Here is a 22941-nt window from a genome sequence, read left to right as displayed (position 1 = left end):
GCCGGGCTGGCGCTGGTGGGGGGGGGGCCGGCCGGGGGGGGCCCCCCCCCCCCCCCCGGGTTGTGGGGGGGGGTGGGGGGGGGGGGGGGGGGGGGGGGGGGCCCCCCCCCGCCCCCCCCCCCCCCCCCCCGCGGCAGCGCCGCCCCGGCCGCGGCCGCCGGATCCCGCCGCCCACACGCCCGGCACGTCCGTACGGGCGCAGCTAGGCGAGCCGTCCGGTGACCGGCCGGATCGCGTCCAGCAGCGCGCCGGAGCGGACGAAGTCCTCGGCCGCCGCCAGGTCCGGGGCGAGGTAGCGGTCCCCGCCGGGCCCCCCGGCCCCGGCCTCGCGCAGTCCAGCGATCACGGCGCGCGCGGCCTCCCCGGGCGCCAGTCCGGCCGTTCCGGAGCGCAGCTCGACGGCCCGGGCCGCCGCGTACACCTCGACGCCGATCACCCGGGCGAGTCCGGCCACCGCCGTGCGCAGTTTCCGGGCCGCTGACCAGCCCATCGACACATGGTCCTCCTGCATCGCGGAGGACGGGATGGAGTCGACGGAAGCCGGCACCGCCAGCCGCTTCAGCTCGCTGACCAGCGCGGCCTGCGTGTACTGGGCGATCATCAGCCCGGAGTCCACCCCCGCGTCGTGGGCCAGGAACGGCGGCAGCCCGTGGGAGCGGTTCTTGTCCAGCAGCCGGTCGGTGCGGCGCTCGGCGATCGAGGCGAGGTCCGCGACGGCGACGGCGAGGAAGTCGAGGACGTAGGCGACGGGGGCTCCGTGGAAGTTCCCGTTGGACTCGACCCGCCCGTCGGGCAGCACCACGGGGTTGTCCACGGACGAGGCCAGCTCCCGCTCGGCGACCGCGCGGGCGTGCGCGAGCGTGTCCCGGCCCGCTCCGGCGACCTGCGGCGCACAGCGCACCGAGTAGGCGTCCTGCACCCGCGGCGCGTCGTCCTGGTGGTGGCCGGTGAGGCCCGACCCCTCCAGCACCTTGAGCATGTTGGCCGCGCTGGCGGCCTGCCCGGGGTGCGGCCGGACGGCGTGCAGCTCGGGGGCGAGCACCCGGTCGGTCCCCAGCAGCGCCTCCAGCGACAGGGCCGCCGCGACATCGGCGGAGCTGAACAGCCGGGCGAGGTCGGCGCACGCCATCAGCAGCATGCCGAGCATCCCGTCGGTGCCGTTGAGGAGCGCCAGCCCCTCCTTCTCGCGCAGCTCGACGGGGGTGAGGCCGTGGTCGGCGAGCAGCTCGGCGGCCGGGCGCAGCTCGCCGTCGGGGCCTTCGGCCTCGCCCTCGCCCATCAGCGTGAGGGCGCAGTGGGAGAGCGGGGCGAGGTCGCCGGAGCAGCCGAGCGAGCCGTACTCGTGCACCAGCGGGGTGATGCCGGCGTTGAGCAGGTCGGCCATGGCCTGGGCCACCTCGGCGCGTACCCCGGTGCGGCCGGAGGCGAGGGTCTTCAGCCGCAGGAACATCAGCGCGCGCACCACCTCGCGCTCCACCCGCGGGCCCATTCCCGCGGCGTGCGAGCGGACGATGTTGCGCTGGAGCTGAGCGCGCAGGTCCGGGCCGATGTGGCGGACGGCGAGGGCGCCGAAGCCGGTGGAGACGCCGTAGACCGGGTCGGGCTTGGCGGCGAGGTCGTCGATGAAGCGGCGAGCGGTGCGCAGCGCCTCGCGGGCCCCTTCGTCCAGCTCGACGCGGGCACCCTCCCGGGCCACGGCGACGACCTCCTCGGGGCTGGTGCCCGAGCTCCCGACGACCACAGTGTGCATATTCATATTCACGAACCCTAGTGAGTGAATTGCCATCTGTCACGAGGTGTCGACCGGCCCCTTCCTAGGAAATCTAGTTTCCTTCCTAGGACCACTAGTTTTAGGCTGCGGACCGTACGCGGCCGACGCCGGAGAGGATGGGTGAGCGCATGGTGCGCGCGGGTCTGACCGTGGACCGGATCGTCCAGGCGGCAGCCGAGCTGGCGGACGAGGTGGGCCTGGAAAACGTCACGCTGTCCGCGCTGGCCCGCGGATTCGGCGTCAAGGACGCCAGCCTCTACTCCCATGTCCGCAACCTCGCCGACCTGCGCACCCGGCTGTGCGTCCAGGCGGCCCGCGAGATGACCGACCGGATCGGCGCAGCCGTCGCGGGGCGCGCCGGCAAGGACGCGCTGCTCGCCTTCGCCGACGCCTTCCGCGGCTACGCCCTCGAACACCCCGGCCGCTACGCCGCCGGACAGCTCCAGGTCGACCCCACCGTCGCCGCCGAGTCGGTCGGCCACCGTCGCAGCATCGAACTGACCTACGGCATGCTGCGCGCCTACGGCCTCCGGGAACCGGATCTGACCGATGCCGGACGGCTGCTGCGCAGCACCTTCCACGGCTACGCGGACCTGGAGACCCGCACCGGGTTCAGCCACCCGCGGCGCCTCGACGACTCCTGGCGCCGCTCCCTGGAGGCGCTGCACTTCCTGCTGGAGAACTGGCCGCGGACCACGCAGCCGGAGCCGCGCGGCGCCCGCGATCCGCACCCGGGCCGGGCCGCGGCCCCGGCCGTCGGGTGCGAGGCCGAAGACGGCGGACACGAAGCCGAACACATCGAGCACATCCGAGATGAGGAGCAGACCGGTGAATGACCGATCCGACGCCGCCGAACCCCGTTCCGGCTCCCTGCCCGTCCCGGGCGCCACCCTCGGCTACCAGGTGCGCGGCACGGGACCGCTGCTGCTGCTCATACCGGGCGGCGCGGGGAACGCGGACGTCTTCCACGGAGTGGCGCCCGCACTCGCCGCCCACTTCACCGTGGCGAGCTACGCGCCGCGCGGGATCAGCGGCAGCCCGCTGGACGCCCCCGGCGAGGAGCAGCGCGTCGCGGTGCACGCCGCCGACGCCGGGCGGCTGCTCGACCTGCTCTCCCCCGACGAGCCCTGCTACGTGTTCGGCACCAGCTCCGGCGGCATCACCGCCGTCGAACTGCTGACGCTGCACCCCGACCGGGTGCGGCTGGCCGTCGCGCACGAGCCGCCGCTGGCCCGGGTGTCCGCCGACCCCGAACCGGCACTGGACGCGTTCGCGCAGATCAGCGAGGTCGCCGCGCGCGAGGGTGTCGGGCCGGGCTACGCGCGGATGGGGGCGACGCTGGGCGAGGCCGAGCCGCTCGACCCGGCCGAGGACGAGGGAGCGCCGGAACCGATGCCGGAGGGGCTGCGGGCCGCCGTCGAGGCGAGCAGCGGCCACTTCCTGGAACATGTGCTGAAGCCCTTCACCCACCACGGTCCGGACCTCGCCCGGCTGCGGGCCGCCGCGGACCGGCTGGTCGTCGGGGTCGGCCGGGCCTCCCGCGGGCAGCTCCCGCACACCCTCGCCACCGAGCTGGCCGAGGCGGTGGGTGCGCGATGCCGGGAGTTCCCCGGCGGCCATCTCGGCGGCGTCGAGCACCCGGCGGCGTTCGCCCGCGCGCTGCACGCCACCCTGCGGGAGACGGACCCCGTGCCGGAGACCGGCCGCTGACAGCGGCGCCGCGCGACCGGCTGCGGGGCTCGGCGCACGGGACCCGGCGCGGCGGAGCCCGGCGCGGCGGAGCCCGGCGCGGCGGAGCCCGGCGCGGCGGAGCCCGGCGCGGCGGAGCCCGGCGCCGAAGCTCAGCTGCGGCGGAAGCGGCGGCGCTCGGGGGCGGGGGGCAGCGGGTCGGGGGTGGCGGCCAGCCGGACCGTGGGGTCGTCGGGCCCGCCCTCCCGGCCTGCGACGACCGGCTCACCGGAGCGCAGCGCCTTGGCGCGGTACTGGGCGGCGTCCGCCAGCCGGAAGAGGCGGTGTGCGGAGCGCACGGCACCCACCGGGTCGCCGGTCGACGCGATCCCGCAGGCCACCCCCTCCCCCAGCTCCAGCGCGGCGGCGTTGCGGCACAGTTCGCCGACGGTGTGCACCACCTCGTCGGCGGCGGGGCCCACGGCCAGCAGGCAGAACTCGTCGCCGCCCAACCGCCCGGCCAGCGCGCCGGGCAGGGCGGCCGCCGCCGCGGACAGCACGGCGGCGAACCGTTCCAGCAGCCGGTCGCCCGCCTCGTGCCCCTGGGCGTCGTTGACGCCTTTGAGCCCGTTGATGTCGCAGACGACGAGGCTGACGACGGTGCCCAGATCGCGGTGGAGCGCGATGGCCTCGTCCAGCCGGGTCTCGACGGCGCGCCGGTTGGCGAGTCCGGTGAGGGGGTCGGTGTAGGCGAGCCTGCGGACCTCCTCCAACTGCTCGTTCTGCGCGATGCCCGAGGCTATGAGGGCCGCGAGCACCGCGGCGAAGTCGGCGTCGGCGCGGGTGAAGGCGGGTGCTCCGGCGGGCCGTGCCACATACAGCTCTCCCCAGGCCCGGCCGCGCAGCACGATCGGTGCGATCACGCAGGAGCCGCGGCCCCTGCGGCGCCGCGCCGCCACCTGCCGGTAGCCGTGTGCGGCCGGGTCCCCGGCGCCGCCCGCCGCCTCCGGGCCGTCGCCCACCACCCACGCCTGCGGCCGGCCGCCGCCCGCCCACCACTCGTGCAGCAGTTCGGCGAGCTGGGGGAAGTCGTGCACCGGGTAGGACTCGTCGGCGGGGTACTCGGCCTCCTCCGGCGCCCGCTCCCCCACGTTGGCCAGCACGCGCAGCCGGCCGCCGGCCGGCTCCCAGACGGACACGGCGGCGAACGTGCCGCCCATCGCCGCGCGGGCGCCTTCGGCCGCTGCGTGCGCTATGTCCCGGTGGGAGCGGGCGGCGTCGGCCTCGGGGTCGTCCGCGGGGTGCGGGTGCGGGCGGGCCGCGGCGGGCGCCGAGGTCTGGGCCGCCGCCATGGCCTGGGACAGCACGACGACGGCATCGAGGCGCGCGTCCGCATCCTCCGCTGTTCGACCCATACGCCAAGATTAGGAGGCTTCGCCCCGTTCTGCCGCGCAGGTCATTACGCAGAGCTTCACTCTACGAAGAAATCCCCGCGCCCCGCCGGGAAACCGCGCGTCCCGCGGCCGGGAACCGCCACCCCGCTGCCGCACACCGACCCGCAGCACACCCGATCCGCCGCAGACCGACCCGCCCACCGGGCCGCAGCCGGCCGCGCCCGGACCGCCGCAGCGACCGTCGAAGGGGCCGGCCGAAGCGGCCCGCGGGGTCAGACCCCGGGCCAGTCCGGCTTCCGCTTCTCGTTGAACGCCGCGACGCCCTCGGCCCGGTCGCCGGAGAAGGCGACCGTACGCCAGGCGGCCTCCTCCACCTCCAGCCCCGCCCGCAGGTCCATCCCCCATCCGGTGCGCAGTGCCCGCTTGGCGGCGCGCAGCCCGACCGGCGAGTTGGCCGCGATGCGGGCCGCGAGCGCCAGCGCCTCGGCCCGGTCCTCACCCGACTCCGCGAGCAGGTCGACCATGCCGAGCGCCCGCGCCTCCTCCGCGGCCACCCGGCGCGCGGTGAAGATCAGCTCGGCGGCCCGGGCCGCACCCACCCGGCGCGGCAGCAGCTGCGTGCCGCCGCCGCCCGGTACGACACCGACCGACACCTCGGGCAGGCCCAGCACCGCGGTGGGGTCGGCCACGATCAGGTCGCAGGACAGCGCCAGTTCGTACCCGCCGCCCAGCGCGTAGCCGTGCACGGCGGCGATCGTCGGCATCGGCAGCTCCAGCACCCCGGTGTAGGCGGCCCGGGCGTGCGGACGCTGGGCCGCCAGTTCCGCGTCGCTGAAGGAGTTGCGCTCCTTGAGGTCGGCGCCCACGCAGAACGCGCGCTCGTGCGTGGAGGTCAGTACGGTGGCCCGCACCTCGCCGTCCCGCGCGAGCGCGGCGCACGCGTCGGCCAGGGCGCCGGCGAACGCCGTCGACACGGCGTTCATGGCCCCTCTCCGGTCCATCACCAGCTCCGCGACGTGCCCGTCCTTGCGGACCCGCACCCACTCCCCGAACGCCTGCTCGCTGAGATCCATGGCCGCCACGATAACGGTCGCTAACTTCCGCCCGTCAACGTCCGGCGCGCACCCGCCGGCCGCGCCCCCACATCGATGCCCCGGACACGGAGTGGTCACATGACCGGCCGGAGACGTCCTAGTCGCCGGTCGTCCCGTCGAGCATCTCGCGCAGGATGTCCAGGTGGCCGTTGTGGCGGGCCGTCTCCTCGGTGAGGTGGAGGAGGATCCAGCGCAGGTCGACGTGGAGGCCGTTGCGCACGGCTCGCCTGGCCTGCTCGTCCAGACCGTGCCGGGCAACCAGTTCGCGGTGGCGGGCGCTCTGTTCGGCGTACTCGTCGAGCAACCGGGCGAGCGGGAAGTCGACGGCGATACGCATCTCGCGGTCGGGGTCCTCCTCGGTCCAGGGGCCCCGGTCCTCCTCGCCGAGGAAGACCACCTGGAACCAGTGGTACTCGACCCAGCGCAGGTGGTTGATCACTCCGCTCATGGTCATCAGCGGCGATCCCGGCAGGAGTGCCCTGCGGGCGTTCTCCGCCGAGACGCCGTCGCACTTGGCGCGGGCGGTGTCACGTGCGTAGTCGAGAAACGCGGTGAGCTGGGAGCGCTCGTCCCACGCGGGCGGCGTGTCGTCGATTCCGGTCATCGCGCGAAGGGTTCCCGATCACCGCGAACGATGTCGAGGCATTTACGGAACGGACCCCACCTGCTCCGCCCGGCTCCCTGCCGCGACGGTTCGGCGCCGGTGCCCGCCCGGCATGATCCACCGGGCACTCGCTAGCCCCCGGTGCCGCGGCGCCGCAGCAGCCAGGGCTCCACGACGCCCAGCCCGCGCACCGGACGCTGGTAGAGCGGCTGGAGCGCGAACCGGTACCCGGACAGGTCCTCGCTCTCCTTCTCCGACTCCGGCGCGGCGCCCGAGGCGGTCAGTTCGGCCCGCAGCGCACCGTCCACCAGCACCGTGTCCTTGGGCGCTATCGAGGTCAGCCTGCTGGCGAGGTTGACCGTGTTGCCGAAGACATCACCCATCCGGGTCGTCATCGTCCCGAAGGCGATACCGACCCGCAGCTCCGGCATCGTCGCGTCGTTGGCCATCGTCTCGATCAGCCGCAGCCCGATCTCCGCCGCCGTGCCCGCGTCCTCGGCGACGTAGAGGATCTCGTCGCCCAGCGCCTTGATGAGCCGCCCGCCGTGCGCGGCGACCAGGTCGGCCGAGGTGGTCTCGAACGCCTCCACCAGCTCGCCCAGTTCCTCGTCCTCCAGGCGGCGGGTCAACCGGGTGAAGCCCACCAGGTCGGCGAAGCCGATGGCCTGCTGCCGGTTGACCATCTCCTCGTCGTCCTGCGCCTGGACGACCCGGCCGGTGGCGGCGGCCAGCTGCCGCCGCCACACATAGACCAGGAACTCCTCCAGCTCCGGCAGGAGGAGCTGCACCAGCGGGAAGGTGACCTCGTTGCGGGTCATCCCGGGCTCGGGCGGCTCGGTCAGCCCCATCAGGAACGAGTCGATCTGCCAGTCCGCGAGCCGCGCCGTGGTCTGCCCGGTGGAGCGGGCCACCTGCACCGCCATCGTCTCGCTCAGCAGCCCCGCCTCGACCAGGCCCGACAGCCGCCGCAGCGCCAGCACGTCGGCCTCGGTCAGCGCCCGGGCCTGACCGACGTCGGCGAAGCCCATCGCCCGCCAGAACCGGGAGGCCAGCTCCATGGACACCCCGGCGGCGCGGGCGGCCTGGAAGGGCGTGTACTGCCGCTCGGACCCGAGGATGAGCTCCTCGATGCGCAGCGCGCTGGGATCGGGCTCGTCGTCCGGGTCCCCCGCGCCCTCGGCGAAGGGGCCCGCCGGACCGTCCCCGGCGGACGGCCCGGCACCGGCACCCGCGGACCCGGTGGAGCCGCCCACGGCGGGCGGGTCCGCGTCGCCCGCCGGAGCCGGACCGGCTCCGCCGGCGGATGCGGCTCCGGCGGCGGACGGCATCCCGACGGCGGACGCGTCGGCGTCCGCCGCGGAGAGCGCCCCTGCGGAACCGCCGGGCCCACCGTCCGCGGGAGCGCCGGGCGCCGGATCGCCGTCCGCGGGATCACCGGGCGGACCCGCCGCGGCGTCCGCCGGATCGGCGGCGTCCGGCGTTCCGCGGTCCCCGCTCCCTGCTCCGGTCCCGTCCCCGGCCCCGGCGCCCGCGGCACCCGGTACCGGTACGGACCCGGCGGACGCCGCTCCGCGTCCGGGCACGCCCGGTTCGTCCACGGTCACCGCGGGCTCCCCGCACGCTCCGCGGCGTGGTGTCGCGGCCTCGCGTCGTCCCTGCGCACAGCCCTTCCGTTCCCTCTTGCCCGATCTGCCGGCGGTCCGGCCACCGCTCCCGGATGGCACTCGATGTCACCGCCGATTGCCCACCATACGGCAGTTGTGCGCTACCTCACTGTCCGGTCGCGGGGCGCAGATGGACGATGTCACCAGCTGCGACCGGATGCTGTACGCCCTGTTCCGAGGCGATGACCAGCCGGCCGTCGCCGTCCACCGCGACGGCCTCGCCCACCAGCTCGCCCCCGCCGGGCAGCGTGGCGCGCACGGTCCTGCCGAGCGTCACGCAGCCCGCCGCGTAGGCGTCCAGCACGGCCGAGGCCGCCGGGTCGCCGTCCGCCGCCGTCCAGCGGCCGTACCAGTCCTCCACCGCGCGAAGCACCGCGCGCAGCAGCGGGTCCCGGTCCGTGCCCTGGGCTCCGGCCAGCAGCAGCGAACCGGCGGTGGGGACCGGCAGCTCGTCCTCGCGGAGGCTGACGTTGAGCCCGATACCGAGGACGACGGCGTCGGAGTCGACGCGCTCCGCCAGGATGCCGCCGACCTTGCGTTCGCCGCCCCGGCCGGTCGTCAGCACGTCGTTGGGCCACTTGAGGCCGGTGTCGACACCGGCCGTACGGGCGAGCGCGCCGGCCGCGGCCACTCCGGCCAGCAGCGGGAGCCAGCCCCAGCGCTCAGCCGGGGGCTCGGGGCGCAGCAGCATCGAGAAGAAGAGGCCGGAGCGGGGCGGGGCCGTCCACGAGCGGTCCAGCCGGCCCTTCCCCGCGGTCTGCTCCTCGGCGACGAGGACGGCGCCGGGCTCGGCCTTCCCCGAGCGGGCGCGGGCCACCAGCTCGGTGTTGGTCGAGCCGAGCGACTCGGCCACCTCCAGGTCGGTCCAGAGGGAGTCCCCGCCGAGCAGTGCCCTGCGCAGGGCCGCCTGGCGGAGCGGGGGGCGGTCGAGGTCGGACCAGCGGTGTGACGTCATGCGGCCAGGTTATGGGGGTGCGCCGGATCCGGCCCCCGCCACCCGCCGACGAGGCCGGACACCGGTCCGCGTGGACCCGAGTGTGGCCAACGACGCACTCCGTGACGGGCAGGTCGCCGATAGCCTACGGGTCGGTAGCCAACCCGCGACGGTAAGGAGCCCTCCGAGATGTCCTCGCCCAGCCCCGACATCGACGACCTCGACATCCACACCACCGCGGGCAAGCTCGCGGATTTCGAGCAGCGCACGGCGGAGGCCGTGCACGCGGGCTCGGAGCGTGCGGTGGAGAAGCAGCACGCCAAGGGGAAACTGACCGCCCGGGAGCGGGTGGAACTCCTGCTCGACGAGGGGTCGTTCACCGAGCTGGACGAGTTCGCGCGGCACCGCTCGACCAACTTCGGGCTGGAGAAGAACCGCCCGTACGGGGACGGCGTGGTCACCGGCTACGGCACCGTCGACGGCCGCCCCGTGTGCGTCTTCTCGCAGGACTTCACCATCTTCGGCGGCGCCCTCGGCGAGGTCTACGGCGAGAAGATCGTGAAGGTCATGGACTTCGCGCTGAAGACCGGCTGCCCGGTCGTGGGCATCAACGACGGCGGCGGCGCCCGGATCCAGGAGGGGGTGGCGGCCCTCGGCCTGTTCGCGGAGATCTTCCGCCGCAACACCCACGCCTCCGGGGTGATCCCGCAGATCTCCCTCGTCCTGGGCCCGTGTGCCGGCGGCGCGGTCTACTCGCCCGCGATCACGGACTTCACCGTGATGGTCGACCAGACCTCGCACATGTTCATCACCGGGCCGGACGTGATCAAGACGGTCACCGGTGAGGACGTCGGCTTCGAGGAGCTGGGCGGCGCCCGCACGCACAACGCGACCTCGGGTGTGGCGCACCACATGGCGGGGGACGAGAAGGACGCCATCGAGTACGTCAAGGCGCTGCTGTCCTACCTGCCCTCCAACAACCTCTCCGAGCCGCCCGGCTATCCGGAGGAGGCGGACCTGGAGACCTCCGAGGAGGACCGGGAGCTGGACACCCTGATCCCGGACTCGGCGAACCAGCCCTACGACATGCACACCGTGGTCGAGCACGTGCTGGACGACGGCGAGTTCCTGGAGACGCAGGCGCTGTTCGCGCCGAACATCGTCACCGGTTTCGGCCGTGTCGAGGGCCGCCCGGTGGGGGTGGTCGCCAACCAGCCGCTGCAGTTCGCGGGCTGCCTCAACATCGACGCGAGCGAGAAGGCGGCACGCTTCGTGCGCACCTGCGACTCGTTCAACATCCCCGTGCTCACCTTCGTGGACGTCCCCGGCTTCCTGCCCGGCACGGACCAGGAGTACGACGGGATCATCCGGCGCGGCGCCAAGCTGATCTACGCGTACGCGGAGGCGACGGTGCCGCTGATCACGGTGATCACCCGGAAGGCGTTCGGCGGCGCCTACGACGTGATGGGGTCCAAGCACCTGGGCGCCGATCTCAACTTCGCCTGGCCGACGGCGCAGATCGCGGTGATGGGCGCGCAGGGCGCGGTCAACATCCTGCACCGCAAGAAGCTGGCCGGCGCCGGTACTCCCGAGCAGACCGAGGAGCTGCGCGCCCAGCTCACCCAGGAGTACGAGGACGCGCTGCTGAACCCGTACGTGGCGGCCGAGCGCGGCTACGTGGACGCGGTGATCCGCCCGGCGGAGACCCGCCGCCACATCACCCGCGGTCTGCGCACGCTGCGCAGCAAGCGGGAGCAGCTCCCGCCGAAGAAGCACGGCAACATCCCGCTGTGAGGAGAGTGCGATGACGACGGAGTCCGCCGAGACCGCCCCGCGGGGCGCAGCCGAGGGCACTGCCGGGGCCGAGCCGTCCATCCGGGTCGTCCGGGGCAACCCCACTCCCGAGGAACTGGCGGCGGCGCTGGCGGTGGTGCGGGTGCGCGCCGGCGCCGTGCCGGCCGGTGAGCCGCGGCGGGCGGCGCCCAGCGCCTGGTCCGATCCGGCCCGTACGGTGCCCGGCCCGCCCCCGGCGCCGGGTCCGGAGGCCTGGCGCCGCACCTTCTGGGCCGGCTGACCGGCCGGCCGCGCAGGCCCGCGGGCGTGCCGCGCGTGCGCCCGCGCCTGAGTACGCATACTCAGGCGCGGGCGCCGGGGTGCGGCCACCATGGGCGGATGCTGTGGTCCGATCCCCGAGACGAGCCGCCGCCGGACATCCGCAGGACCCAGGAGAAGGTGCACCGACTCGGCTGGGTGCTGCTCGTGGTCACCGCGGTGGTGATGATGCTGCTGCTGTCGGTCACGTACTCGTAGGCTGCCCAGCAGGCACTCCAGAAGCTCCAGGTGCCCCGGGCGCCTCGGGCGCCCCCGCGGGGCCCGGCACGACGACTCCTTACGATGGCCCGCATGAACTCACCGCGTCTTGTGCTGGCCTCCGCCTCCCCCGCCCGTCTCGCGCTGCTGCGGCAGGCCGGGATGGCGCCCGAGGTGGTCGTCAGCGGGGTGGACGAGGACGCGCTCGACGCGCCGACGCCCTCCGAACTGGCCCGGGTGCTGGCCGAGGCCAAGGCCGCGGCGGTCGCCGCGCGGGCCGAGGCCGCCGAGGCGCTGGTCGTCGGCTGCGACTCGGTGCTGGAGCTGGACGGGCTGCCGCTGGGCAAGCCCGCCGACGCGGCGGAGGCGACGGCCCGCTGGCGGGACATGCGCGGCCGCTCCGGGGTGCTGCACACCGGGCACTGCGTCGTGGACACCCGCGCGGCAGCGGAAGGCGCGCGCCGCTCGGTGACGACCTCCACTACGGTGCACTTCGGGCGGCCCTCCGACGCGGAGGTCGCGGCCTACGTCGCCAGCGGTGAACCGCTGCACGTGGCGGGCGCGTTCACGCTCGACGGTCGCTCGGGGCCGTTCGTGGACGGTATCGAGGGCGACCACGGCAACGTGCTCGGGCTCTCCCTGCCCACGCTGCGCAGGCTGCTGGGCGAGTTGGGGGTCGTCGTCACGGACCTGTGGGCTCCGCGCTGACGCCGGGCCCGTCGCCGGGGTGTCCGGCGGGCCGCCCGGGCGGCTCCGCCATCGCCTCGCCGTACCAGGTCAACGACCAGACGATGAGGCCCAGAACGCTCATCATCAGCACGAAGGCCAGCCAGCCGACGAGGCCGACGCAGAACGCGCCGAGCACTCCGTGCACCACCGCGCAACTGATCAGCACGATGCGCCAGAAGCCGCGCGGCGGTACGTCGCGTATCGCCGTACGGAGGAGGATCAGCGCACAGCCCAGCACATAGCCGCCGACCAGCACGGCGCCGAGCACCGCTGAGATCGTCATGGCGCGCGGTTCGATTCCGGCCAGGGACATCTGCTGGGCATCCGCGACCTTGCCCAGGAAGAGATTGAGGCCCACGAGCACGGCTGCTTCCATCGTGAGCACCACCGCGGTCACCGCGGCCACTGCCCGTCTGCGCCCTGCCACTCCGCCACCTCTTCCGTCGCCTGCATCTTCGGTGCGCCGGCGGCCGTTTGACGGCTCGGCGGCCGTACCGCCCGGCGCGCGGTTCCGCTGCGCGCCGCGGGTTACTCCAGGTACGTGCTCTCGGCAGGGCGAACGCTACTCACGGGTACAAGCCGGGGCAAGAGAATCGACGCAAAGCAAAAATTCCGTCTGCGAGTCGTAGGGTCCCCACAAAGACGACGCGCTCAGGCGCACGACTCCGACAGAGAGCTAGCCCACATGCCCAAGGCGCACGTTCCACCGCCGAATGCGGCGTACCGTGGGACAACGAGGGGAGATCCGGTTCTGCGCGACCCACGGGTGACACTCCGTGTGGGCAAGCTCACCCCCCTTGGCGGCTCGGCGTCAGGTGTCGCCTGTACCTAAACTCAGGTTGTTCCAAGGAGGGAGCCATCGTGCGCAAGGTGCTCATCGCCAACCGCGGCGAAATCGCCGTCCGCGTCGCCCGCGCGTGCCGGGATGCGGGAATCGCGAGTGTCGCCGTCTATGCCGAGCCGGACCGGGACGCGCTGCACGTCCGCGTGGCCGACGAGGCATTCGCCCTGGGCGGTGACACCCCGGCGGCGAGCTATCTGGATGTCGGCAAAGTACTGAAAGCGGCCGCCGACTCGGGAGCCGACGCCGTCCACCCCGGCTACGGATTCCTCTCCGAGAACGCCGAGTTCGCACAGGCGGTGCTCGACGCGGGCCTCAACTGGATCGGCCCGCCCCCGCAGGCCATCCGCGACCTGGGCGACAAGGTCGCCGCGCGGCACATCGCGCAGCGCGCGGGCGCCCCACTGGTCGCCGGCACCAAGGACCCGGTCTCCGGCGCGGAGGAGGTCGTCGCCTTCGCGGAGGAGAACGGCCTGCCCATCGCCATCAAGGCCGCCTTCGGCGGCGGCGGGCGCGGCCTGAAGGTGGCCCGCACGCTGGAGGAGGTCCCCGAGCTGTACGACTCGGCGGTCCGCGAGGCCGTGGCCGCCTTCGGCCGCGGCGAGTGCTTCGTCGAGCGCTATCTGGACCGGCCCCGGCACGTGGAGACGCAGTGCCTGGCCGACAAGCACGGCAACGTGGTCGTCGTCTCCACCCGCGACTGCTCCCTCCAGCGCCGCCACCAGAAGCTCGTCGAGGAGGCCCCGGCGCCGTATCTGACGGGCGAGCAGAACGCCGAGCTGTACCGCGCGTCCAAGGCCATCCTCCGCGAGGCGGGCTACGAGGGCGCGGGCACCTGCGAGTTCCTCGTCGGACAGGACGGCACGATCTCCTTCTTGGAGGTCAACACCCGCCTCCAGGTGGAGCACCCGGTCACCGAGGAGGTCACCGGGATCGACCTGGTCCGCGAGATGTTCCGGATCGCCGACGGCGAGAAGCTGGGCTACGACGACCCGCCGCTGCGCGGTCACTCCTTCGAGTTCCGGATCAACGGCGAGGACCCGGGCCGCAACTTCCTCCCGGCACCCGGCACCGTCACCACCTTCGCGCCGCCCAGCGGTCCCGGCGTGCGGCTGGACGCGGGTGTCGAGTCCGGTTCGGTGATCGGCCCGGCGTGGGACTCGCTGCTCGCCAAGCTGATCGTCTCCGGCGCCACCCGGCAGCAGGCGCTCCAGCGCGCCGCCCGGGCGCTGGACGAGTTCGAGGTCACCGGCATGGCCACGGCGCTGCCCTTCCACCGCACGGTGGTCCGGGACGCGGCGTTCGCGCCCGAGGTGAGCGGCCGCGAAGGTGAGCCGTTCGACGTCCACACCCGGTGGATCGAGACGGAGTTCGTCAACGACCTCAAGCCGTTCGCGGCTCCCGCACCCGGCGAGGCCGAGGAAGAGGACGCCGCGGGGCGCGAGACCGTCGTCGTCGAGGTCGGCGGCAAGCGGCTGGAGGTCTCGCTGCCCTCCTCGCTGGGCATGCCGCTGGCGCGGGCCGCGGTCGAGGGCGGTGCCCGCAAGCCGCGGCGCAAGGCCGCCAAGAAGTCCGGCACCGCCGTCTCCGGCGACGCGCTCGCCTCCCCCATGCAGGGCACCATCGTCAAGGTGGCCGTGGAGGAGGGCCAGCAGGTCGAGGAGGGCGAGCTCATCATCGTCCTGGAGGCGATGAAGATGGAGCAGCCGCTGAACGCGCACCGCGCCGGTACCGTCAAGGACCTCAACGCGGAGATCGGCGCCGCGGTGACCGCGGGCGGCGTCATCTGCGAGATCAAGGACTGACCGGGACCGCACGGGACCGCACGCCGCGCCCGCCGCCGGAGGTACGCCTCCCGCGGCGGGCGCGCGTCGTGTGCGGCCGGGTCAGCGGCGCCTGGGCGCCAGGTCCGCCACCCGGGGCGGCACCGCGGCCGGCGCGGACCGCAGATGGCCGGGCGGGGCGCCGCCCGCCGGACCCGCGGACGGTCCCGGGTGGTTGTGGTTGCCGGGGTGGCCGCCGGAGTGGTTCCCGCCCTGCGGGGCCGCCCTGCGGGGGGTGGGCATCGGCACCTCGGGGCGGCCCCGATCCGGAGCGGCGGACGGCGTCCCGGCGACGGCCACCTGGACACCGCGGTCGGCGAGGGCCTGCAACTCGGTCTCGGCACGGTCGTCGTGCGGCGGGGGTTCGTCCGTCACCAGCCGGGTGATCACATCGGTGGGCACCGTCTGGAACATCGTGTCGGCACCCAGCTTGGTGTGGTCGGCCAGCACCACCACCTCCCCGGCCGCCTGCACCAGGGCCCGGTCCACGCTCGCGGAGAGCATGTTGGAGGTGGACAGCCCACGCTCGGCGGTCAGCCCGCTTCCGGACAGGAAGGCCCGGGAGACCCGGAGTCCCTGCAGGGACTGCTCGGCGCCACTGCCGACCAGCGCGTAGTTGGAGCCGCGCAGGGTGCCTCCGGTCATCACCACCTCCACCCGGTTGGCGTGCGCGAGGGCCTGGGCCACCAGCAGCGAGTTGGTGACCACGGTCAGGCCCGGCACTCTCGCGAGCCGGCGCGCCAGCTCCTGCGTCGTCGTACCGGCTCCGACGACGACGGCTTCGCCCTCCGAGACGAGGCCCGCGGCCAGATCGGCGATCGCCGTCTTCTCCGCGGTGGCCAGGTGGGATTTCTGGGGGAAGCCGGACTCCCGGGTGAAGCCTCCCGGCAGCACGGCTCCGCCGTGACGGCGGTCGAGGAGTCCTTCGGCCTCCAGCGCCCGTACGTCACGGCGCACGGTCACCTCGGAGGTCTGGACTACGCGGGCCAGCTCACGGAGCGAGACTGCTCCGTTCGCTCGCACCATTTCTAGGATCAATTGACGACGTTCCGCAGCGAACACGAAACTGACAGTAACGCCAACGACCGTCTGGTTTCAGCGCTATCCGCCGATTAACAGAAGTTGTCCGTCCGGCGTCCCCGAATGTGGTATAGCGGACTGTTCGGGACTACGGCGCCCCGGCGGCGGCCCGCTTCCGCACCGGTTCAGTGCAGTTCGGTCATCTTGCGGGTGTGCAACTGACGGGCGACCTCGGCGATCGAGCCGGTCAGCGACGGGTACACGGTGAACGTGTTGGCGATCTGCTCCACGGTCAGATTGTTGTCAACCGCGATCGAGATCGGATGGATCAGCTCGCTGGCCCGCGGCGAGACGACCACTCCGCCCACGATGATGCCGGTGCCGGGGCGGCAGAACAGCTTCACGAAGCCGTCCCGGATGCCCTGCATCTTGGCCCGCGGGTTGCGCAGCAGCGGAAGCTTGACGACGCGGGCCTCGATGGCCCCCTTGTCGACGTCCGCCTGGCTGTAGCCGACCGTCGCGATCTCCGGGTCGGTGAAGACGTTCGCGGAGACCGTCCGCAGGTCGAGCGGGTTCACCGCGTCGCCGAGGAAGTGGTACATCGCGATCCGGCCCTGCATCGCCGCGACGGACGCGAGCGCGAGGACGCCGGTGCAGTCACCCGCGGCGTAGACGCCGAGGGCCGAGGTGCGCGAGACCTTGTCGGTCCAGATGTGCCCCGAGTCCTTGAGTCGGACCCCGGCCTCCTCCAGCCCCATGTCCGTGGTGTTGGGAATGGCCCCGACCGCCACCAGGCAGTGTGTACCGGTGATCGTCCGGCCGTCCTGGAGCGTGACCTCGACCCGGTCGCCGTCCGCCTTCGGCGGGCCGCCGGCCGCGGCCACCCGCTGCGCCGAGGCGGCCCGCGAGCGGCTCATCACGTTCATCCCGCGGCGCCGGAAGACGTCCTCCAGCACCGCCGCCGCGTCCGGGTCCTCGCCCGGCAGCACCCGGTCCCGCGAGGAGACCAGCGTGACCTGCGAGCCCAGCGCCTGGTAGGCGCCCGCGAACTCGGCCCCGGTCACCCCGGAGCCGATGACGATCAGCTCCTCGGGCTGCTCCTGGAGGTCGTAGAGCTGCGTCCAGTTCAGGATGCGCTCGCCGTCCGGGCGCGCGTCCGGGATCTCCCGCGGGTGGCCGCCGGTGGCGATCAGCACCGCGTCCGCCGTGAGCTGCTCCTGGCTGCCGTCCGCCGCGGTGACCGTCACGACGCGGGAGCCGTCCGTGGCCTGGCCGGGCTCCAGCCTGCCGCGGCCGCGCACCACCCGGCCGCCCGCCCGGGTGACCGAGGCCGTGATGTCGTGCGACTGGGCCAGCGCCAGCCGCTTGACCCGCCGGTTGACCTTGCGGATGTCGACCCCGACCACGCGCGCCGGATCGTCCGGGTCGTGGGTGGTGTCCTCCACCCGGATGCCCAGCTCCTCGTACGAGGAGTCGAAGTTGGTCATCACCTCGGCCGTGGCGATCAGCGTCTTGGACGGCACGCAGTCGGTGAGCACCGACGCGCCGCCGAGGCCGTCGCAGTCGACGACGGAGACTTCCGCGCCGAGTTGCGCCGCCACCAGCGCCGCTTCGTATCCGCCAGGGCCACCACCGATGATCACGATCCGAGTCACATGCTCCATTGTCCCGCACCCGTCAGGTCCGGACCCGCCGGGGGTGCTCGCCCTCCGCGCCGGTCCGGCGCCGCGGCGGGTCCGCGCTCCGCCCGCGCCGCCCGGTCCACCGGGCGCGGCCCCGGGAAACGCCCGTCCCGCGAGGGCCGCCGTTACCCTCGTGGGATGTCGCTCTACGCCGCCTACGCCGGCAACCTCGACGCCCGCCTGATGGCCCGCCGCGCCCCGCACTCCCCCCTCCGCGGCACCGGCTGGCTCACCGACTGGCGGCTCACCTTCGGAGGCGAGCACATGGGCTGGGACGGCGCACTGGCCACCCTCGTGGAGGCACCGCGCTCCCAGATCTTCGTCGCGCTGTACGACATCGCGCCGATGGACGAGGACTCGATGGACCGCTGGGAGGGCGTCGGCCTGGACATATACCGGCGGATGCGGGTGCGGGTGCACACCCTGGAGGGCGAGGAGCCGGCCTGGTGCTACGTCCTCAACGGCTACGAGGGCGGCCTGCCCTCGGCCCGCTATCTGGGGGACATCGCCGACGCCGCCGAGTCCGCCGGCGCCCCGCACGACTACGTCATGGAGCTCCGCAAGCGGCCGTGCTAGCAGCTGTGCGCTAGCGTCGTGGGCCGACGGATTCTCCACACGCACCCCGCCCGCCCCCGCTGTCGCCCGTGCGTTCGTCCGGACCTGCGGACGAGTTGCGCCACACGTCTACGCGCGTAGGCGATAACGGGCTACCCTCGTCGCGTGAACGCATCTGCCACTACTCACGCTGCCGACGACCCCTACCGCTCCGCCGAGGAGGCCGCCGCCCGGCTGCGGGCCCTGACCGGCGAGGACAGCCACGACGTGGCACTCGTCATGGGTTCGGGCTGGGTCCCCGCCGCCGACACGCTCGGCACGGCCGACCACGAGCTCACGATCACCGAGCTGCCGGGGTTCCCGCCGCCCACCGCCGCGGGCCACGCCGGCAAGATCCGCTCGCACCGGGTGGGCGACAAGCGCGCGCTCGTCTTCCTCGGCCGTACGCACGCGTACGAGGGCCGCGGTGTCGCGGCCGTCGCGCACGGGGTGCGCACCGCCGTGGCCGCGGGCTGCAAGACCATCGTGCTGACCAACGGCTGCGGCGGGCTGCGGCCGGGCATGCGCCCGGGCCAGCCGGTCCTCATCAGCGACCACATCAACCTCACCGCCACCTCGCCGATCGTCGGTGCCAACTTCGTCGACCTGACCGACCTGTACTCGCCGCGGCTGCGCGCGCTCTGCCAGGAGATCGACCCGAGCCTGGAAGAGGGCGTCTACGTCCAGTTCCCCGGCCCGCACTACGAGACCCCCGCGGAGATCGAGTACGTCCGTACCATCGGCGGCGACCTGGTGGGCATGTCCACCGTCCTGGAGGCCATCGCCGCACGCGAGGCGGGCGCCGAGGTGCTCGGGGTCTCCCTGGTCACCAACCTCGCCGCCGGGATGACGGGCGAGCCCCTCAACCACGAGGAGGTGCTGCAGGCCGGCCGCGACTCCGCGGTGCGCATGGGCACCCTGCTCGGCGAGGTACTCGAGCGGCTCTGACGGCCCGGGGCCGCCCCGGACCATCCCGGGGGCGGCTCTCCCCGGGCCCCACGGGCCCCTCGGCCCCACCGGGCCCCTCAGCCCACCGGCTCCCCAGCCCCACCGTGAAAGGCAGGACCACGAAGATGACCGACAGCCTGCGGGAGGGCGCGACAGCCGCACCGGACGCGCCCGCGCCCGGATCGGACGACGCGCTGCTCGCCCGTGCCCGCGACTGGCTGGCCGAGGACCCGGACCCGGAGACCCGCGAGGAACTCGCCGCGCTGCTCGGGGCCGGCGACCTGGCCGAGCTGCGGGACCGGTTCGCCGGCACCCTCCAGTTCGGCACCGCCGGACTCCGCGGTGAGCTGGGCGCGGGGCCGATGCGGATGAACCGCGCCGTCGTCATCCGCGCCGCGGCCGGCATCGCCGGGTATCTGCGCGCCCGCCTCCCCAGCGCGGCGGAGGGCGACACGCCGCTGGTCGTGATCGGCTACGACGCACGCCACCGGAGCGCCGACTTCGCCCGGGACACCGCGGCGGTCATGACCGGCGCCGGGCTGCGCGCGGCGACGCTGCCCGAGCCGCTGCCCACCCCGGTGCTGGCGTTCGCCGTGCGGCAGCTCGGCGCGGCCGCCGGGATCATGGTCACCGCCAGCCACAACCCGCCGCGCGACAACGGCTACAAGGTCTACCTGGACGACGGTCTGCAGATCGTGCCGCCCGCCGACGGCGAGATCGCGGACGCCATCGCTGCCGTCGGCCCGCTCGCGGGCGTCCCGCGCCCCGAGTCGGGCTGGCAGGTGCTCGGCGACGAGGTGCACGACGCCTACCTGGCCCGCACCCGGGCCGTGCTCAGCGAGGGCTCGCCCCGCGAGGTGCGGGTCGTGCACACCGCCCTGCACGGCGTCGGCCACCGGACGGCGCAGCTCGCCTTCGAACGGGCGGGCTTCCCCCGGCCGGTCCCGGTGCCCGAGCAGGCGGAGCCGGACCCGGACTTCTCCACCGTCGCGTTCCCCAACCCGGAGGAACCCGGCGCGATGGACCGCGCGTACGCCACCGCCCGCGCCTGGGAGGCCGAGCACGGCGAACGCCCCGACGTGATCATCGCCAACGACCCGGACGCGGACCGCTGCGGCGTGGCCGTACCGGACGCGGCGGCCGGAAGCGGCGACGCAGCGGCCGGGAGCGGCTGGCGGATGCTGCGCGGCGACCAGGTGGGCGCGCTGCTGGCCACCCATCTGATCCGCAAGGGCGCCTCCGGGACCCTCGCGACGACCATCGTCTCCTCTTCGCTGCTCTCCCGGATCGCCGAGTCCGCCGGGCTGCCCTACACCGAGACCCTGACCGGCTTCAAATGGCTGGCCCGCGTGGAGGGGCTGCGCTACGGCTACGAGGAGGCGCTGGGGTACTGCGTCGACCCGCGGGGCGTCCGCGACAAGGACGGCATCACCGCGGCGCTGCTCGTCGCCGAGCTGGCCGCCGAGCTCAAGCAGGCCGGGCGCACGCTGTCGGACCTGCTGGACGAACTCGACGTCGAGCACGGCGTGCACGCCACCGACCAGCTCTCGGTGCGGGTGGCGGACCTGTCGCTGATCGCCTCCGCCATGGAGCGGCTGCGCGCCCAGCCGCCGACCACGCTCGGCGGGCTGGCCGTGGCGCAGGCCGAGGACCTGAACCGGGGCAGCGCAGCCCTCCCTCCCACGGACGGGCTGCGCTACCTGCTCGCGGGCGCGGACGGCAAGGGCGAGGGCGACGGCGACAGCGCCGCGCGACCGATCGCCGGGGGCCGGGTCGTGGTGCGGCCCAGCGGTACCGAGCCGAAGCTCAAGTGCTACCTGGAGGTCGTCGCCCCGGTCGGGACGGCTGCCGGGACGGAAGCCGGTCTCCGCGCGGCGCGGGAGCGCGCGGCCGGGGTGCTGGAGCGGATCAAGGACGGCCTGAAGCGGGCCACCGGGTTCTGAACCGTCCGCAGGGCGGGGCGGCTGTCGCGGGGAACAGCCGCCCCGCCGCGCGGGTTGCGTGGACAGGGGCACCGCCCCGGCTCGGGGAAGTCCGGGCACACCACACGCAGCGGGGAGACCGACGACCATGTGGCACGGCGAACAGCTCGACCTCGACGCCTACCTCGCACGACTCACGTACGAGGGGGAACACATCCCCACCGAGGCGACGCTGCGCGCACTGCACCGCGCGCATGTGCTCTCCGTGCGCTGGGACAACCTGGACAGCTTCCTGCACCGGTCGGTCTCCCTCGACCTGGCCGACGTCCAGGACAAGCTCGTCCACCGGGGCCGCGGCGGCTACTGCTATGAGCACATCACCCTCTTCGCGGCGGCGCTGGAGCGGCTCGGGTTCCGCTTCACGGCGCTGGCCGGACGGGTGCAACTGGGTGCGGAGAAGATCCTTCCGGCGACGCACGCCATGCTGCTGGTCGAGGTCGGCGGGCGGCGCCTGCTGGCCGACGTCGGCTTCGGCGCCGGCCCGCTCGCCCCCATCGAGCTGGTGGACGGCAACGAGGTGACGATCGAGGGGCGGCCGTTCCTGCTGCGCCGTACGGAGATCACGCCGGGCGCGGACGGCTGGGCGCTGCACCAGCCCGACGGCCGAGGTGGCTGGATGGTGCGGCACACCTTCACGGAGACCCCGCAGTACCCGGTGGACAACGAGGTCGGCAACCACTTCATCGCCACCGGCCCGCACTCCCCCTTCAACCGGCGCCCCTTCGTCCAGCGCATCCGCGCCGACCGTACCGACCAGCTCGACGACCTCACCTGGACGACGACCACGGCGGCCACCGCCGCGACGGGCGGCGAGCCGGACGAGAAGCGCACCGTCGATCCGCACGAGCTGCCCGGAGTGCTGGCCGGCACCTTCGGCCTGGAGCTGTCCCCCGCGGAGGCGCGGTCCCTGGTCGAACGGGTTCAGCAGCGGGAGGGGTAGCGCGCAGTTCCACCCGCGCCGCGGCCGGGTCAGCCCGTCGCCAGCAGCACAGCCAGCAGCACGGCGCCCGCCACCGCCGGGGCGATGACCTCGAAGGACCACCGGACGGCGACCTCTCCCTGGGCCGCCTCCTTCCGGCCGTGGGTCTCGGCCAGTTCGCGGAGCTCGTCCACGGACTGGTCGGAGGCGGCCCGCTTCTCCCGCAGCTCCGACGCGTCCGGACCCACGTTCGGCACCCCGCGTCCGCCGAACAGCCCGCCGGGTCCGGTGGCGGGCGTCCGCCCCGAACCGATCCGCTCGTTGTGCCGGGTGGCCTTCTTGCGGGCCCGCAGCGAGACGGGGATGGACCACAGCTGGTACTTCGCACCTCCGGCCAGCACCTCGCTGGAGTACCCGGCCCGCAGCGACTCCACGGCTCCCCACGGCACCTCGATGGTGCGGAACGGGTTGCGCACCCGCATCCGCCGCTCCCCCGCGAACACGGCGGGACGCAGGGTGAAGGCGACGACGAGCGGCACGACGCACAGCATCGCGGCGAGCGTCAGCCACGGTGTCCGGCCCTCGCCCCCGATGACCGCGTCGGTGGCGAGCCACAGCCCGATGGCGAGCAGGACGATGCCGCCCGCCATCCCACCGGCCGAGCGGTACACCCGGTCGGGGAACTCCTGTCCCCCGGTCCCGCTCCCGGAGCCGCTGTCGCTTCCGGAACCGGTCTCCCCGCCGGAGCCGGGAGCGCTTCCGGGTTCCCTCCCGGCCGCGCGGTCGCCGTCCGTCGCGCCGCCGCGGTCCTCGCCCTCGCCCGTGCCCTCGCTGTCCTCGCTCGTCATGCGAACGATTGTGCCGGACCGTCCGCATGACGGACATTGCGGTACGGCATCGAAGAGGCAGCCGATGGGCCGTAGTCCCCCCACAGCGTCCGGACCGGACTCACCGCGGCTGCCAC

21 protein-coding genes are annotated in these 22941 nt (G+C 74.1%); 11 read left to right on the top strand and 10 right to left on the bottom strand.

What is annotated here, in order from left to right:
- Positions 1-202 precede the first annotated feature (202 nt).
- Positions 203-1750, bottom strand: coding sequence for a histidine ammonia-lyase (hutH, locus tag ACFYMO_RS15250; protein ID WP_388546992.1), 1548 nt, complete (start codon positions 1748-1750; stop codon positions 203-205).
- Between the two features lie 137 nt (positions 1751-1887).
- On the opposite strand from hutH, the gene ACFYMO_RS15245 reads away from it, so the two are divergent.
- Together ACFYMO_RS15245 and ACFYMO_RS15240 are read left to right on the top strand one after the other, a co-directional pair.
- Entirely contained in the window at positions 1888-2607 is a 720-nt protein-coding gene (locus ACFYMO_RS15245; protein ID WP_388546678.1) for a TetR/AcrR family transcriptional regulator, read from the top strand.
- Positions 2600-3481 carry an alpha/beta fold hydrolase gene (locus ACFYMO_RS15240; protein ID WP_388546675.1) on the top strand — a complete coding sequence of 294 codons (882 nt, stop codon included), beginning with the start codon at positions 2600-2602 and terminating at the stop codon, positions 3479-3481. Before ACFYMO_RS15245 ends, ACFYMO_RS15240 begins: the two co-directional genes overlap by 8 nt.
- A gap of 131 nt (positions 3482-3612) precedes the next feature.
- On the opposite strand, the gene ACFYMO_RS15235 is transcribed toward ACFYMO_RS15240, so the two are convergent.
- The 5 genes from ACFYMO_RS15235 to ACFYMO_RS15215 all read right to left on the bottom strand — a co-directional run bounded on the left by ACFYMO_RS15235 (position 3613) and on the right by ACFYMO_RS15215 (position 9150).
- A complete protein-coding gene (locus ACFYMO_RS15235; RefSeq protein ID WP_388546672.1) occupies positions 3613-4854 on the bottom strand; it encodes a GGDEF domain-containing protein in 1242 nt (413 codons plus the stop codon).
- A gap of 251 nt (positions 4855-5105) precedes the next feature.
- Positions 5106-5906, bottom strand: coding sequence for an enoyl-CoA hydratase-related protein (locus ACFYMO_RS15230; protein WP_366774459.1), 801 nt, complete (start codon positions 5904-5906; stop codon positions 5106-5108).
- Positions 5907-6024: 118 nt separating this feature from the next.
- Positions 6025-6531 carry a DinB family protein gene (locus tag ACFYMO_RS15225; RefSeq protein WP_366774460.1) on the bottom strand — a complete coding sequence of 169 codons (507 nt, stop codon included), beginning with the start codon at positions 6529-6531 and terminating at the stop codon, positions 6025-6027.
- A 131-nt stretch (positions 6532-6662) separates the two neighbouring features.
- Positions 6663-7859, bottom strand: coding sequence for an adenylate/guanylate cyclase domain-containing protein (locus tag ACFYMO_RS15220; protein ID WP_388546989.1), 1197 nt, complete (start codon positions 7857-7859; stop codon positions 6663-6665).
- Positions 7860-8301: 442 nt separating this feature from the next.
- Positions 8302-9150, bottom strand: coding sequence for a biotin--[acetyl-CoA-carboxylase] ligase (locus ACFYMO_RS15215; protein WP_366774462.1), 849 nt, complete (start codon positions 9148-9150; stop codon positions 8302-8304).
- A gap of 168 nt (positions 9151-9318) precedes the next feature.
- Here ACFYMO_RS15215 and ACFYMO_RS15210 point away from each other — a divergent pair, with 168 nt between their 5' ends.
- The 4 genes from ACFYMO_RS15210 (at position 9319) to ACFYMO_RS15195 (ending at position 12147) form a co-directional block, all read left to right on the top strand.
- A complete protein-coding gene (locus ACFYMO_RS15210; RefSeq protein ID WP_366774463.1) occupies positions 9319-10923 on the top strand; it encodes an acyl-CoA carboxylase subunit beta in 1605 nt (534 codons plus the stop codon).
- Positions 10924-10933: 10 nt separating this feature from the next.
- Positions 10934-11203 carry an acyl-CoA carboxylase subunit epsilon gene (locus ACFYMO_RS15205; protein ID WP_366774464.1) on the top strand — a complete coding sequence of 90 codons (270 nt, stop codon included), beginning with the start codon at positions 10934-10936 and terminating at the stop codon, positions 11201-11203.
- A gap of 98 nt (positions 11204-11301) precedes the next feature.
- On the top strand, positions 11302-11439 hold the full coding sequence (gene mmpB, locus ACFYMO_RS15200; protein WP_019357729.1) for a morphogenic membrane protein MmpB: 138 nt from the start codon (positions 11302-11304) through the stop codon (positions 11437-11439).
- Between the two features lie 84 nt (positions 11440-11523).
- Positions 11524-12147, top strand: a complete 624-nt coding sequence (locus ACFYMO_RS15195; protein ID WP_366774465.1) for a nucleoside triphosphate pyrophosphatase — start codon at positions 11524-11526, stop codon at positions 12145-12147.
- On the opposite strand, the gene ACFYMO_RS15190 is transcribed toward ACFYMO_RS15195, so the two are convergent.
- Positions 12122-12574 (bottom strand): hypothetical protein, encoded by a 453-nt coding sequence (locus ACFYMO_RS15190; protein ID WP_388546986.1) that lies wholly within the window; start codon positions 12572-12574, stop codon positions 12122-12124. The two genes, ACFYMO_RS15195 and ACFYMO_RS15190, sit on opposite strands and share 26 nt — an antisense overlap.
- A 455-nt stretch (positions 12575-13029) precedes the next feature.
- On the opposite strand from ACFYMO_RS15190, the gene ACFYMO_RS15185 reads away from it, so the two are divergent.
- Positions 13030-14814, top strand: a complete 1785-nt coding sequence (locus tag ACFYMO_RS15185) for a biotin carboxylase N-terminal domain-containing protein (protein ID WP_388546665.1) — start codon at positions 13030-13032, stop codon at positions 14812-14814.
- Between the two features lie 81 nt (positions 14815-14895).
- Here ACFYMO_RS15185 and ACFYMO_RS15180 read toward each other — a convergent pair whose 3' ends face one another.
- Positions 14896-15858 carry a DeoR/GlpR family DNA-binding transcription regulator gene (locus ACFYMO_RS15180; RefSeq protein WP_388546662.1) on the bottom strand — a complete coding sequence of 321 codons (963 nt, stop codon included), beginning with the start codon at positions 15856-15858 and terminating at the stop codon, positions 14896-14898.
- A gap of 179 nt (positions 15859-16037) precedes the next feature.
- Positions 16038-17516, bottom strand: a complete 1479-nt coding sequence (locus ACFYMO_RS15175) for an NAD(P)H-quinone dehydrogenase (RefSeq protein ID WP_366774468.1) — start codon at positions 17514-17516, stop codon at positions 16038-16040.
- 156 nt (positions 17517-17672) lie between these two features.
- On the opposite strand from ACFYMO_RS15175, the gene ACFYMO_RS15170 reads away from it, so the two are divergent.
- The 4 genes from ACFYMO_RS15170 (at position 17673) to ACFYMO_RS15155 (ending at position 21998) form a co-directional block, all read left to right on the top strand.
- Positions 17673-18110, top strand: coding sequence for a gamma-glutamylcyclotransferase (locus ACFYMO_RS15170; protein ID WP_019357735.1), 438 nt, complete (start codon positions 17673-17675; stop codon positions 18108-18110).
- A 144-nt stretch (positions 18111-18254) separates the two neighbouring features.
- Entirely contained in the window at positions 18255-19076 is an 822-nt protein-coding gene (locus ACFYMO_RS15165; RefSeq protein ID WP_366774469.1) for a purine-nucleoside phosphorylase, read from the top strand.
- A gap of 125 nt (positions 19077-19201) precedes the next feature.
- Positions 19202-21019: a phospho-sugar mutase gene (locus ACFYMO_RS15160; RefSeq protein WP_366774470.1), complete on the top strand. Its 1818-nt coding sequence runs from the start codon at positions 19202-19204 to the stop codon at positions 21017-21019.
- 127 nt (positions 21020-21146) lie between these two features.
- Complete coding sequence (locus ACFYMO_RS15155) at positions 21147-21998, top strand: arylamine N-acetyltransferase (RefSeq protein ID WP_366774471.1); 852 nt, start codon at positions 21147-21149, stop codon at positions 21996-21998.
- Between the two features lie 29 nt (positions 21999-22027).
- Here ACFYMO_RS15155 and ACFYMO_RS15150 read toward each other — a convergent pair whose 3' ends face one another.
- Complete coding sequence (locus ACFYMO_RS15150; protein WP_366774472.1) at positions 22028-22825, bottom strand: PH domain-containing protein; 798 nt, start codon at positions 22823-22825, stop codon at positions 22028-22030.
- Between the last annotated feature and the right edge of the window lie 116 nt (positions 22826-22941).

The organism is Streptomyces sp. NPDC007025 (assembly GCF_042869455.1).
Taxonomy (GTDB): Bacteria; Actinomycetota; Actinomycetes; order Streptomycetales; family Streptomycetaceae; genus Streptomyces.
The sequence above is the reverse complement of the archived record's forward strand: the minus strand, read 5'-3'. Positions and strand labels throughout refer to the sequence as shown.